The 12729-nt window shown below is 65.7% G+C and carries 10 protein-coding genes; 6 read left to right on the top strand and 4 right to left on the bottom strand.

Annotation, left to right across the window (positions count from 1 at the left end; all coding sequences use genetic code 11):
* Positions 1 to 9 precede the first annotated feature (9 nt).
* On the bottom strand, positions 10 to 996 hold the full coding sequence (locus P8X75_03815; GenBank protein ID MEJ1994327.1) for a zinc ABC transporter substrate-binding protein: 987 nt from the start codon (positions 994 to 996) through the stop codon (positions 10 to 12).
* 98 nt (positions 997 to 1094) lie between these two features.
* Here P8X75_03815 and P8X75_03810 point away from each other — a divergent pair, with 98 nt between their 5' ends.
* From P8X75_03810 to znuB, 3 genes are read left to right on the top strand one after another with little or no spacing between them, the layout of a single operon-like run.
* Positions 1095 to 1592 carry a Fur family transcriptional regulator gene (locus P8X75_03810; protein MEJ1994326.1) on the top strand — a complete coding sequence of 166 codons (498 nt, stop codon included), beginning with the start codon at positions 1095 to 1097 and terminating at the stop codon, positions 1590 to 1592.
* A 10-nt stretch (positions 1593 to 1602) separates the two neighbouring features.
* On the top strand, positions 1603 to 2412 hold the full coding sequence (znuC, locus tag P8X75_03805; protein ID MEJ1994325.1) for a zinc ABC transporter ATP-binding protein ZnuC: 810 nt from the start codon (positions 1603 to 1605) through the stop codon (positions 2410 to 2412).
* Positions 2412 to 3212: a zinc ABC transporter permease subunit ZnuB gene (gene znuB / locus P8X75_03800; protein MEJ1994324.1), complete on the top strand. Its 801-nt coding sequence runs from the start codon at positions 2412 to 2414 to the stop codon at positions 3210 to 3212. The genes znuC and znuB overlap by 1 nt, the downstream gene beginning before the upstream one ends.
* On the opposite strand, the gene ppa is transcribed toward znuB, so the two are convergent.
* Positions 3201 to 3743, bottom strand: coding sequence for an inorganic diphosphatase (gene ppa / locus P8X75_03795; protein ID MEJ1994323.1), 543 nt, complete (start codon positions 3741 to 3743; stop codon positions 3201 to 3203). The genes znuB and ppa overlap by 12 nt on opposite strands.
* 190 nt (positions 3744 to 3933) lie before the next feature.
* Here ppa and P8X75_03790 point away from each other — a divergent pair, with 190 nt between their 5' ends.
* The 3 genes from P8X75_03790 (at position 3934) to P8X75_03780 (ending at position 6104) form a co-directional block, all read left to right on the top strand.
* A complete protein-coding gene (locus P8X75_03790) occupies positions 3934 to 4629 on the top strand; it encodes a rhomboid family intramembrane serine protease (protein MEJ1994322.1) in 696 nt (231 codons plus the stop codon).
* Between the two features lie 108 nt (positions 4630 to 4737).
* Positions 4738 to 5187 (top strand): CBS domain-containing protein, encoded by a 450-nt coding sequence (locus P8X75_03785; protein ID MEJ1994321.1) that lies wholly within the window; start codon positions 4738 to 4740, stop codon positions 5185 to 5187.
* 437 nt (positions 5188 to 5624) lie between these two features.
* Positions 5625 to 6104 (top strand): response regulator, encoded by a 480-nt coding sequence (locus P8X75_03780; protein MEJ1994320.1) that lies wholly within the window; start codon positions 5625 to 5627, stop codon positions 6102 to 6104.
* 97 nt (positions 6105 to 6201) lie between these two features.
* Here the strand turns inward: P8X75_03780 and ftsZ are convergent, their stop codons facing one another.
* Both ftsZ and P8X75_03770 read right to left on the bottom strand, forming a co-directional pair.
* Positions 6202 to 8220, bottom strand: a complete 2019-nt coding sequence (gene ftsZ, locus P8X75_03775) for a cell division protein FtsZ (protein MEJ1994319.1) — start codon at positions 8218 to 8220, stop codon at positions 6202 to 6204.
* A gap of 160 nt (positions 8221 to 8380) precedes the next feature.
* Positions 8381 to 12718, bottom strand: a complete 4338-nt coding sequence (locus P8X75_03770; protein ID MEJ1994318.1) for a hypothetical protein — start codon at positions 12716 to 12718, stop codon at positions 8381 to 8383.
* Between the last annotated feature and the right edge of the window lie 11 nt (positions 12719 to 12729).

Here is a 12729-nt window from a genome sequence, read left to right as displayed (position 1 = left end):
TTTCGACGCCTAGCTGGAAAGGCAGTCCAGCAGCGAAGCCGCCAAAGCTTCGAGCAGTGCTGCGTGGGCCTCGGGTCCCGGCTGCAGCCCCGCGCCGAGCGGGTCGAGAGCCCCGACCCTTACCTCCAGATCCTGGCGCAAGCTCTCCAGGATGGCCGGGCTGAACTGCGGTTCGGCGAAGAGGCAAGCGACCTCCCGCGCCTCGATCAGGGCGCGCAGTTCGGAAAGATGGCCCGCGCCCGGCGCACGGTCGGGCGACAGCGTGACGACCCCCACTTGCGCAAGGCCATAATGCTGAACGAAGCCGCCATAGGCGTCATGGAAGACCACGAAGGGCTGGTTCAGTCCCTCCAGGCGCGCGGCGAGCTCGTGATCCAGCGCGCTCAAGCGCGCCAGCGAAGCCGCCAGGTTGTCCCGGTAGAGACCCTCTCTGGCGGGGTCCAGCTCGATCAGGCGCGCGGCGATGCCCTTCAGAATGACGGCGGCGTTCTCCGGCGCGAGCCAGATGTGCCCATCGACCTCAAGATGCTCTGGATCGTCGGCGCCCGCATGTTCGTGCTCCTGCTCATGTTCGTGCTCCTGCGCATGCTCATGTTCATGCGCATCCTCATGCGCGTGCTGGTGGTCTGCTTCCGTCAGCAGCAGCCCGTCCAGCGACAGCAGCTCAAGCTGCTTTCCGGGTTGGCTGAGCGCGTCGAGCGGGCGAACCAGGAAGCCCTCCATGACCGGGCCGACCCAGACAATCAGGTCGGCACCCTGAAGCAAGGCGGCATCCGAGGGGCGAAGCTGATAGTTGTGCGGTGAAGCGCTCCCTTCGACCAGAAGCACCGGCTCGCCCGCCCCCTCCATGATCTGGGCGGCCAGGCTGTGGACGGGCAAGAGCGAAGCCACCACCTTCGGCGCCTGCGCAAAGGCCTGCGGTAACGGTACTAGAAAGACACCCAGAAGCAGCGCGAACGCCGCTGAAAGCCGTCTTGCCACCCCTGCTCCGGACATCGTCTTGCTCCTTGGTGATCGATCGGTTGGCATGTTATGATATAACATATATAGATCAAGCCATAAGAGTCAGCCCGAGCGGCGAAAGGATGGATGCGGTGGCGAGCTTCAACACTTCGGCGGCGGCGTTCGGCAAGCAGACCCACGATCATGAGCGCTGCCGCAGCGGCGCTTTGGGGGAGGCTGCCGCGCTCTGCGAAAAGCGCGGGCAGCGCCTCACCGAGATCCGGCGCGAGGTCCTGGCGCTGGTTTGGGAACGGCACGCCCCGGTCGGCGCCTACGACATACTGGCCGCGCTGTCGGCCAAGCGCGGACGCGTTGCCCCGCCAACCGTCTACCGGGCCTTGGAGTTTCTTCTGGATCAGGGCTTGATCCACCGGATTGAAAGCCTCAACGCCTACGTCGGCTGCCCCGTCCCCGCGCAGGACCACAGCGGTCAGTTCCTGATCTGCCGCGACTGCGGCGCGGCCGCCGAACTCAGCGATCCGCGCATCGAGGCCGCCATCGGGGCTGCGCTCTCCAACCTGGATTTCGAGGCGGAGAAGAGCGTGGTGGAGATCAAGGGCCTTTGCCCGCGCTGCCGCGACGCCGCCTGAGGCGCCGGCCATGACCGAAGCGGACATCCCTCCCCTCGTCAGTCTAAAGAAGGCCGCCGTCTCGCTTGGCGGGCAGCGGGTGCTGAGCGACCTGACGCTCGACATTCACCGCGGCGAGATTGTCACGGTGATCGGGCCGAACGGCGCGGGGAAGTCCACGCTTGCGCGTCTCGTGCTCGGCCTCCTCTCGCCCGAGGAAGGCAGCATCGCCCGCGCGCCGGGGATCACGATCGGCTACCTGCCGCAGCGTTTCTCGGTCGATCCGATCCTGCCGCTTTCGGTGGCGCGCTTCCTCTCCCTTCCCAAGAGGGCGAGCGAGGACAGGATGCTTGAGGCGCTGGAGCAGGTCGGCGCGCCCGGCGTCCTGGAGAGGCCCATCCATGCGCTTTCCGGTGGACAGTTCCAGCGCGTGCTGCTGGCCCGCGCGCTCCTGCGCGACCCCGATCTGCTGGTGCTCGACGAGCCGACCCAGCAGGTGGACTTCTCCGGCCAGTTGGAGCTGTTCGAGCGCATCGCCGAGCTCCGCAAGACCCACGGCTGCGGCATCCTGATGATCTCTCACGACCTGCACGTGGTGATGGCCGCCACCGACCGCGTGGTCTGCCTCAACCAACACATCTGCTGTTCCGGGGAACCTGAAGCCGTGAGCCGCCATCCGGAATACCTGCAACTCTTCGGCGCCCGCGCGGCCCGCGTCATGGCGGTCTACAGCCACGAACACGACCACCACCATGATCTCTCCGGCGATGTGGTCGAGCATCATCACCACCACGGCGAGGGCCACGAGGGCCACTCCCACGAAGCGGGAGGAAAGAACTGATGCTGGACGACTTCCTGCTGCGCGCGCTGCTCGCCGGACTGGGCGTGGCGGCCATGGCCGGGCCGCTCGGCTGCTTCGTGGTCTGGCGGCGCATGGCCTACTTCGGCGACAGCCTGGCGCACAACGCGCTGCTCGGCGTTGCGCTGGGCCTGCTGCTCGGGATAGATCCCACCTTGGGCGTGGCCTTCGCCAGCATCTCGCTGGCGCTGCTGCTGGTCATGCTCCAGCGGCAGAAGCTGCTGGCCAGCGACACGCTGCTCGGCATCCTGGCCCATTCGGGCCTCGCCCTCGGGCTCGTGGTGCTCAGCTTCATGCGGGACGTGCGCGTGGATCTCTTCGCCTATCTCTTCGGCGATTTGCTCGCCGTCAGGCCGCTCGACATCGTCTACATCTTCGGCGTCGCGGCGCTGGTGCTCCTGACCCTCTGGCTCACCTGGCGGCGGCTGATCCTGATCACGCTGCATGAGGAACTGGCGGCGGCCGAAGGGCTACCGGTGCTGAGGCTCCGCCTGACCCTGATCCTGCTGACGGCCATCACGATCGCCGTCGCCATGAAGGTGGTTGGAGTCCTACTGATCACCTCGCTGCTGATCATTCCGGCGGCGGCCGCGCGCCGCCTGGCGACGACGCCCGAACAGATGGCCGGAGGCGCGACCCTGCTGGCGGCTTTGGCCGTGGTGGCCGGCCTGGCCGGGTCCTACCAGTTCGATACGCCCAGCGGCCCCTCGGTCGTGGTGGCGGCGGCCCTGCTCTTCGTCATGGCCATGATCGGGGGGAGCTTCAGGCGGTCAGCTGCCTAGCTTGGCCTTCTTCTCCGCGGCCATCGCCTGCTCGATGAAGCGCGAGGCCTCCTCGGCTTCGCCCCAGCGTTTGATCTTGACCCACTTTCCGCTCTCCAGGTCCTTGTAGTGAGCGAAGAAGTGGCTGATCTGGTCGAGCACGATCTGCGGCAGGTTGCGGTAGGAACTGACATCGGAATACCAGGGGTGCAGCTCGTCGACCGGCACGGCGAGGATCTTCTCGTCCAGCCCCTTTTCATCCTCCATCACCAGGACGCCGACCGGGCGCGCGCGCAACACCGCGCCAGGGATCACCGGCACCGGCCCCGCCACCAGCACATCCACCGGATCGCCGTCGTCGGCCAGGGTGTGAGGCACGAAACCGTAGTTGCAGGGATAGAACATGGCCGTATGCAGAAAACGGTCGACGTAAAGCGCGCCGGAATCCTTATCCATCTCGTACTTCACCGGAGCAGCGCCGATCGGCACCTCGATGATGACGTTGATGTCCCAGGGAGGGTTCTCCCCCACCGCAATTTTGTCGATATTCATGTCCGTCTCTTCCCTAAAGCCTGTTGTCGCGGGCGATCCTGCTTGCGACGCGAGCGCCCTTCAGCCTGCGGCGCGATAATGCTGCACTGCAACATGGCCTGCAAGAAAAATGCGGTCCGTGCAGTGAATTCCCCATTTTTGCACAAGCCCGCCTGGAAAGCGCGGTTGGAAGTCCCTACAACTCCACCCCATGAGTACTCCTGACCCCAGTTCTCCCGGGCCAGCGCCCCGCGAACCCATCTTCAATGCGCCGCCGGGCATCATATGGCTCTGCGTCTTCCTCGTTCTGGTTCATGCGGCGAGCAGCCTCCTCGGCGGCGATATCGAGCAGTGGTTTTTCCGCCGCTTCGCCTTCAGCCCCGTCTACTTCTGGTCGCTGATCGGCAGCGGGCAATACAGCGTCTCGCCCTGGTCGGGCTTTACCCTCTTGACCCATGCCTTCCTGCACGGCGACTGGATGCACCTTTTCATCAACAGCGGAATGCTGCTGGCCTTTGGGGCCTTGGTGGAGCGGATCTTCGGATTGAAGGCGATGCTTGGGGTTTTTGCCCTGGGCGCGGTTTCCGGCGCTGTCCTGCAGAGCCTCGCGGAAGGCGACAGCCCCATCGCCATGGTCGGCGCGTCGGCGGCGGTCTACGCCATGATGGGCGTGGTGGTGCAGTTGATGCTGGCCTCGGGCAAGTCGCTGGTGGCGCAGCGCGGTCTGCTGCTCGCCGTCGTCCTGCTGGCGCTCAATCTGGCCACGGGAATCGCGGGCTTCGGGGAATTCCTCGGGGGCGCGCAGATCGCCTGGCAGGCCCACATCGGCGGCTTCGCGCTGGGCTTTCTGGCCTTCTGGCCGCTGCGGGCCTGGACACGGCGCGCCCGGCGTCAGGGCCGGAGTTGAGCCCAAGCACCTTGAGTCTGACTTCTTGACCTGCCGTCTCTTGGACGTGACACTTAACGCCAAGAACAAGAAAAGCGGGAATTTGGAACGACCCTGGGAGTCGCAACCATGCAAAGACGCATCGTGCCGGACATCGTCAGCGACCAAGATATCAGCTTCCTGAAGCCTGACGACAGAGTTAGCAGCGCCATCGACCTGATGACGGACCGTAAGATCGGCGCGGTACTGATTGCCGAGGAAGGCCGCCTCGCCGGCATCTTCACCGAGCGCGACGTGCTGCACCGGCTGGTGAAGGCCAAGAAGGACCTGGTCAATACGCCGCTGCGCGATGTCATGACCGCTGACCCCATGTGCGTCCAGCCGGACGCGCCGGCCCTCGCCGCCCTTCAGATCATGACCGAGAAGGGTTTCCGCCATCTGCCGGTTGTGACTGCGGAGGGCGAGATCGTGGGGATCGTATCGATTCGGGATCTCTACGGCGCGGTGCTGTCGGAGCTGGAAGAAGACGTACGGCAGCGCGACCAGTTGATCTTCGACACCGGATACGGCGTCGGCTGAGGGCGCCCAAGACTCTCCTGCTTCCTTCTTTTGAGAATATTTCGGGATGGAACCGCCAAAGGGGCGACCGTCAAATATTCGCCCTGCCTGTTCGTTGTTAGGTCATAGTTATTCACGCTGAACAGGCGTATCATTGTTATCCGTTAAGACTTTGTTAATCCCTGCTAGCCGATCCTGTCGATGGGTCTACGGAGGGGGTAAATGTGCCGTTTCAAGGTGCGGTTCCCGGCATGAGCGACGAGGAAGAACCCGGCAAGAAGCGTCCGGGGCAAGTCCGCTCAACCGACGAGAAAAGCACTACCGGCCGCTTTTTGCATGCCGTCGGATCGGATAGAGCTGTGCCAGCTTCAGGCAAATCAGCTCCCTCAGGCGCCTCTCCATCTCCACAAAAACAGGACCAGAAGCCCTCAGGGGGCGATGCCCCTTCGCGCGACAGCTTGAGGCGCGAAGCGGAAGCTTCGGCCCATATCCTGCGCCGCCTCATGCCCAAACCCGCCGCCGTCGAACCCGAAGGCGGAGCCGCGGAAGGAATCAAGAAGGCTGAGTCCGGAAAACGGGTGCTGCTGGCGGACGACGATCCGATGATGCGCAACTCCGTGCGCCTCACTCTCGAGCAGGCCGGATACTATGTCGTCAGCACCGAGAGCGGCGAAGAGGCTTGGCAGGCCTTCTCCAAGGCGCCAGGCAGCTTCGACCTACTGGTCTCCGACATCTCCATGCCGTCCCTCGACGGCGCGAGCCTGGCGCACCGGATCCGCCTCCTCCGCCCTCACATGCGCATCATCCTGATGTCCGGGTATTTCGACGAAAAGGCGGCTGGCGACCTGATGAAGGATGGCCGCGTCAAGTTCCTCGCCAAGCCCTTCAGTCTCGATGTCTTCATCGACGAGGTGCGCAGCGCGCTGAAGCCGCGCTAGGTGAGGCTCCAACGCTTTCTCCCAGGACAGGAACAAGAAAAAGGCCCCGGTTTCCGGGGCCTTTTCCCTATCATCAGGAGCGGTCGGCGGGGCGGACTTAAGCCTCCCCGGTGTTCACGCGCTGGCAGCCGCGCAGCCGTTCGAGCACGGCCTTGCCGGTCTGCTCGTCACGGGTCGGCTTATTGAAGCCGCGGCGCAGCCCGCTGAAGAACCCCGAAGCGCGCTGAGGCACCTCGGCCTCCTCTTCTTCGTCCTCCTCGATCGAGACGTCGTCGCTGTCATTCAGGCTGTCCGATCCACCAGGATGCTGGTCGTCGTCATCGCGCTGGCTGGACCGGGCGGCGACTTCATCCTTCTCCAGATCGTCGTCCGCCTGGTGGTCATCCGCGTGGCCGTCGCCGGTGTGGCCGTCGGCCTCGGCTTCGGCCTGATCGCCACCATCGGCGGAGCCGTCCAGGAAGATGCTGGAGACATCGACACCGTTGGAGGAGCCGTTGTGGCCATTGTGACCGTTGACCGCCTTGGTCTCGCTTTTCTTCGAAGCGCCGGTCTCATTCCAGATCTTGGAAAGGCTCGCCGCGACATCATCGGACCCGGCGTCGGCCGCCTCTGCGGAGACCTGCTCGCTCGAAGCGTCAGGAGCCGAGGCATCGTCTTCGATGTAGGCCTTGGTGATCCAGTTGGTGACATCCTCGACCAGGTCTTTGTCGATCTCGCCGGAGGCGGCGGCGACGACCGGCTCGCTCTCAGGCTCGACGCCATCCGACCCCTGGTCCTCGTCCGATGCCTGTTCGGGCTCAGCGGGCGCGGCCTCAGCGGCCACGGGCTCGGCGAGCGCGTCTTCTTCTTCCGCGGGCTCGCTATCGCCGGGCTCTTCGTCGGCAGAGTGTGAAGCCTCGCGCTCCGCGTTCTCCGGCTCTGGGACGTCGTGCTCCTCGGCGTCAGCCTCGGGCTCCGGCGTGTCGAGATTCGCGAGAGCGTTGCCAGGGGTCTCGTCGTCGGAAACCGGCTTCAGCCAATCGGGAGCGGCGTCGCCTTCAGCGGCCGCCGTTTCAGGAGCGGCAAGGCTCTCTTCTTCCTTCTTATCGCCCGCGACCACGGTGAAGGGTCGGCTGCTGCCGGCCTCTTTGCGTTTTGCGGCCTCTTCCTCCATCGCCTTCTGGCGGCGCAGGTGCGCCTCGCGGTCGAACCCGGTCGCGACCACGGAGACGCGCAGGGAGCCTTCCATCGTCTCGTCGAAGGCGGAGCCGAAGATGATCTGAGCCTCGGGGTCCACCTCTTCGCGAATGCGGTTGGCGACCTCGTCGACCTCGAAGAGGGTCATGTCCATGCCGCCGGTGATGTTGATCAGCACACCCTGGGCGCCCTGCATGGACACGTCGTCGAGCAAGGGGTTGGTGATGGCGGCCTGCGCGGCCTTGGTGGCGCGCTCCTCGCCGCTGCCCTCGCCCATGCCCATCATGGCCTTACCCATGTTGTGCATGACCGAGCGGATATCGGCGAAGTCGAGGTTGATGAGGCCGGGCATCACGATCAGATCGGTGACGCTGCGCACGCCGGAGTGCAGCACGCCGTCGGCCATCTTGAAGGCGTCGGCGAAGGTCGTGTTGGCATCGCAGACCCGGAACAGGTTCTGGTTCGGGATCATGATCATGGTGTCGACGTTGCCTTCCAGGGTCTCAATGCCCTTTTCGGCGGAGCGCATGCGGTGGCTGCCCTCGAAGTGGAACGGCTTGGTCACCACGCCGATGGTCAGGATGCCCATCTCCTTGGCGATGCGCGCGACGACCGGCGCAGCCCCGGTGCCGGTACCGCCACCCATGCCGGCGGTGATGAAGGCCATGTTCGCGCCTTCAAGGCATTTGCGGATGTCCTCAGCGGAGTCTTCGGCGGCCTGACGTCCGACGTCGGCCACAGCACCCGCGCCGAGCCCGCTGCCGAGCTGAACGCGATTTTGACAGAGCGAGTGTTTCAGCGCCTGGGCATCGGTATTGGCGACCACGAAATCCACACCCTCAAGGTTGGATTCGATCATGTTGTTGACCGCGTTCCCACCCGCGCCGCCGACACCGACGACGGTGATATTCGGTTTTTGCTCGTAATCGTGCTGCGACATTTGCAGACACCCCTTTTCCTCTTACGGGCCCGATTCTCGGGCCTCACTTGTTCCGCTTGTCCCAACTCTCGCACGGGGGAGGTTAAGAACGGTTTAATGAAAATGCTCTTCAACTACTTCCCGACCCCTTGGGAAAAGCGCCTCTCGCATGCCGCTTTCCTCAAGCCTGGCGCTTCTCGCCGACCCGGGATTGCCGGGCGACCTCAAGAACCTGCTCGGCAAGGCGGTCGAGGGCCTTTTGGGGGTCACGGCTCCAGCAGCCGGCCGTCAGGAAACCCGAGGTCCAGCCAATCGCTCGCTCTCGCGCCTGCACCGGCAGCTCCCGGTCGCGAAGACTTGCGCGCTTCTGCCCCTCGCCCCTATCCAGACGCAGGCGCAGCAGAGGCGTGAAAGGCGCCTTTCCCTCTTCGATCAGGAAGAAGCCCCTCGGATCGACGAGGTCCGGGCGCACCTGAAGGCCCTTCAGGGAGAGAGCCCTGTCGATCGAACGCTCCAGGCGGCCGAGCTCGCGCTTCGGCAGGGCCTGATCGCCACCGGAAAGCGAGGCGCCGCGCGCCACCAGCAAGGCCAGGAGTTCGCCGAGAGGCTCCTTGCCCCCAGCGGCCGCCACGGCTTTGGGCTCCAGGCCGCAGAAGATCTCCAGCCGTCCCCGGTGCCTCAGCAGCAGGCCCGGCAGGCGCTCCAAGGTCGAAGCGGCCAAACCCGTCTTGTCGATGGCGGGCGACAGGATGATCACATCCCGGGTCAGGGCGGGAAGCTCGGACAGCGGCGCGATGACCAGCGGCTCCCCACCCTCTTTCGGACCAGCGAGGTGCGCGGCCAGATCGGGCTGCTCCTCAAAAGCCAGATCCAGGTGCTGTTCGATGCGCTGTGCCTGCGCCTCGTCCAGCGTGACCACGGCCAGGCTCTCCGGTAGACCGAGCTTCATGTAGGCAACGACGGCGGCGGCGACGGCCTTCGCCTCGCGCTGCGGATCCAGGTTGCGGGCGCCCTCGCACCACTCGTTGCGCAGCAACAGCGCCGGAGCGCTCTCGGGGTCCCGGCGCTGGATCGAGAGGTCAATCGCATCGAAGGGGGCAAGCTTGGCGATCGGCAAGGCCAGCGCGTCCGGCAGGGCGCCGTAATGGCGGGAGAACTCCACCCTCGGCAGAGCCTCGCGCAGCAGAGCCGTCACGCCCGGCCAATAGGGGTCGCCCTGCGGCAGGGGATCGGCAAAGGCGGCGAGTTGTTTCGCGCGCAAGAGTCCCGGCAGCATCGCGCGCTCTCCCACGCAATCGGCGTCGTCCAGGATCACCAGATCGAACAGCTGCGCCTTGGCCGGCAGCAAACGGGCCGCCATATCCGGGGTCATCGCCATGCAGGGCCAAGCGGCGCTAGCCTCACCCTCCAGCAGCTTGGCGAAGAAAGCCTCCAGCGAACCCTCGGAAGGCGCCTCCGGGACGTTCGGGGAACTTGAGCGCTTCTTCGTCCAAGCCTGCGCGGTCACCTTCGCAAGCGCCTCACGCAGCGCCGCCTCGGCGGCCAGATAGTCGGCTAGAAGGGCTTCGCGCGCCTCAGCGTCATACTTCCCGATCTGGGGGAACTGCTCCTCCGCCGCCTTGGCGAGCCCCTGGAAGAGCAGCAGGTCATAGAGGTCGCAAGCACCGGCCTTCGGCACGGCTCCGGCGACCACCGCCTTCATGATCTCAACCACGCCCGGTTCCCGGTCCTTGTTGAGCAGCGTCATCAGAGCCACCCACTCCGTCAGACTCTCGGGATCGGACAGGGCGTGCTCCACGCGCTGAAGGCGTTTGGCGACGGTCTTTTCATCGCCGGGCAGCCAGAAGGACTGCCGCAGGTTCGCGGCCTTGATAAAGCTGTCCCAGGCAGCGTCGTAGTTGGCGAGCTCGGTGGCGAGCCCGCTGGCCAGGGCCAAGAGGTCGACCGGCTCCTTACACTTCACCCGGCTGAAGTGCCTCGCGTTCTCCGCCGAAATCCTGCTTCCGAGATACCCGCTCCAAGCCGAGGCCTTGGCAAAGCCCCAGTCCCGATCGGCGGCGGCCAGCTGCCCGGCCGTCCAGCGGAGATCGGCGAAGGCTTCGTCCTGCTCGGTCTCGGCGATCTTCGCCAGTTCCGGCAACTCGAGGGCGATCAGCGCCGGACCGATCTGCACCTGACGGGCAAAGCCGCTGTCGAAGGCCTCCTCGACCCGCGTGACCCAATCCCGTCCCTCCTTGAAGGCAGCATGCCAGAAGGCCGCGCTCTCCAAGTCCTCACCCAGCAGATGCCCGGCCTCCGACTCCTCGAAGAAGGCCGCCTCGTCATCGAAGAACTGCGCGGCCGCCTCCAGAAGGTCCGGCATCAGCGCATCGGCCGCCCGGCCCTTCAGGCGGCGCACCTTCTTGAGGTCGCTGCGCGCCGCGCGCCATTGTGAATCACTCGACTTGAAGAGCCCGCGTTTGCGCAAGACCTGGGCCATCTCGCGCAACCGCTCCTGGCCCAGCGCCCTTAGTTTCTCCAGATCGAAACTGCTGGACAGAAGCTCCGCCGCTTCGACCAGCCGCATCAGGTCCGGCTCGATCGCCTCCAGACGGTCGTCAAGGTCATACTCGGTCAGAAGAGAGCGCGGAACCTGATCCAGAACCTCTGGAGGCTCCTTGGCGAAGGCCACCATTTTCTCCACCGCCAGGATCGCGGCAGGCTCGTTACTGGCTTTGATGCGCAAACCGTCCAGCACGCGCCCGGCCAGTCCCGCCGCAGCGAGGATCCGCTCACGCTCCGCTTCCAGCGCTTCGCGGTCGTGCGCAAGGCTGCGCAGATCGGCGAGCAGCTCGTCATTCAATGGGATCGACTTGTCGAGAGCCGCGACGTCGCGGTTCAGGGCCTTGGAGAGGGCTTTGAGAGCGTCTCGCAAGGTCTCCGTCTTCTCCAGGAAAGCCTTGCGCGGCTCCTCATCGGCCAGGCTCAGTTCCGTCACTCCCGCCCAGGGATGCTGTGCCAGCGGGCGCCCGGCGGAAACCTTCGCGACCGCCGCCTCCGTTGCCAGCAGCCGCTCCTTGGCGGCCCGGCGCTTCTTGTCGTCAATGGCCAGCGGGTCGAAGCCGGGGGCCTCGGGCAGCACCCTTTGAAGGCGCGGATGCTCGAGTTTCAGACGGCCCAGCTCGAAGAGGATGTTGTTGACCTTGAGCGCGAGGGCGCCCAGCGGGCTTTCGTTCGCGGCCTGCAGGCTCTGAAGTTCCTTTCGCAAGGGCTCCAGAGCCTCACGCGCCGCCAGCAGAGCCGACTCTGCGTCTTCACCCTCGGGAGCCTTGTCAGGGCCCGTCAAGGCAGCCGACAGAGAGGCAACGGTCAGCCCGTCGGGTTCGAGCGCCAGAAGGTGACCGCCAAGGGCGGCCTCGCGCAGGCGCTCTGCGAAGAGCTGGCGGGACCGGGACTGCCCGGAGAGATAGAGCACCGTCTTCCCGTCTCCCAGGAAAGCAGCGGCCAGCGCGGCGGCGGCGTGGGTCTTACCGGTTTCGGGCGAGCCGAGCGCCAGGACCGGCCTGCCGGCCATCGCCGCTGCGATCAAGGTGCCCTGCCCTGCGTCAAAGGGCAGCGGGGTCTCAAGCGTCTCGTCCAAGACATCCGCCCCGGCAGGCGGGAGTTCGCCGCCTGCCTCCTTGTCGTCACCGGAAAGCAGGCGAAGAGCGGCTGATCCGCCAAGATCGTCGGACATTTCCCAGGCGGCGCGGCGCAGGTCGCGCAAGGACCAGGCATCCGCCAGCGCCATGCAGCGGAGCGACAGCCCCTTCTCCAACTTCAGGTCCGGGTTGCGGGCGACCACCTCGTCGGCGGCCTGGAGAAATGCTTCGATCTCCGGACGGTCGCCCAGGGCCGGGAGCTTCGCGGCGTCGGCTTCGCCCAAGAGGTCGATCACGTTTGGATTGACGAAGGGTGGGGTTTCACGCCAGTGAAGCCGCGTCTCGTTCGCCTTCGGGCGCTCCAGGGCAACGGGCAGCAGAAGGAAAGGCTCGGCCGCCGCCTCCCCGACGGCGCTCAAGGCGCCGAAAGCGAGGTAGAGCCCGCGCCCGGCGGCCAAAGCGGAATCTTCGCTGATCGCGGCCAGAACCCGCATCTCCTGCCGGAATGTCTGGGGAAAGACCAGGCTCTGGAGCACCAGGCAGTCGCCCTTCTTGGTCCAGCCGCTGTCCTGCGCCCCCTCGGCCTTCTCGCGTCCCGCGCAGTAGCGCGCCCAGACATCCGCTGGGGGCGGCTTCAACTCCGCCAGCGGCACGTCTTCAGGGGCCACGTTCTCCGTCGTGGCGTGATAGTCGATCAGTTCGCGCAAGGTGGGCTCTGGCGCCGCTGCGAAGACACAGCGGCCGTCGTCCATGAGATGGTCGAGCAGTTGGCCGGGCGCAGCCGGCGCCAACGCGATCTCAAGCACGCTGTCCGCTTCCGGCTGCGCGCAAACCCGGTCGCGAAGCGCCGCGAAGTCTCCGCGCGCGTTGGCGTTGCGAGCCCGCTGCTGTGCCGCCATTCGGTCGTTCT

Source organism: Limibacillus sp. (assembly GCA_037379885.1).
Taxonomy (GTDB): domain Bacteria; phylum Pseudomonadota; class Alphaproteobacteria; order Kiloniellales; family CECT-8803; genus JARRJC01.
The sequence above is the reverse complement of the archived record's forward strand: the minus strand, read 5'-3'. Positions and strand labels throughout refer to the sequence as shown.

What these genes read in the sequence shown, in the direction of transcription:
- znuC (MEJ1994325.1), top strand. Translation starts at nt 1,603, where the DNA reads ATGACCGAAGCGGACATCCCTCCCCTCGTCAGTCTAAAGAAGGCCGCC.
- ftsZ (MEJ1994319.1), bottom strand. Translation starts at nt 8,220, where the DNA reads ATGTCGCAGCACGATTACGAGCAAAAACCGAATATCACCGTCGTCGGT.
- ppa (MEJ1994323.1), bottom strand. Translation starts at nt 3,743, where the DNA reads ATGAATATCGACAAAATTGCGGTGGGGGAGAACCCTCCCTGGGACATC.
- P8X75_03770 (MEJ1994318.1), bottom strand. Translation starts at nt 12,718, where the DNA reads ATGGCGGCACAGCAGCGGGCTCGCAACGCCAACGCGCGCGGAGACTTC.
- P8X75_03785 (MEJ1994321.1), top strand. Translation starts at nt 4,738, where the DNA reads ATGCAAAGACGCATCGTGCCGGACATCGTCAGCGACCAAGATATCAGC.
- P8X75_03815 (MEJ1994327.1), bottom strand. Translation starts at nt 996, where the DNA reads ATGTCCGGAGCAGGGGTGGCAAGACGGCTTTCAGCGGCGTTCGCGCTG.
- P8X75_03790 (MEJ1994322.1), top strand. Translation starts at nt 3,934, where the DNA reads ATGAGTACTCCTGACCCCAGTTCTCCCGGGCCAGCGCCCCGCGAACCC.
- znuB (MEJ1994324.1), top strand. Translation starts at nt 2,412, where the DNA reads ATGCTGGACGACTTCCTGCTGCGCGCGCTGCTCGCCGGACTGGGCGTG.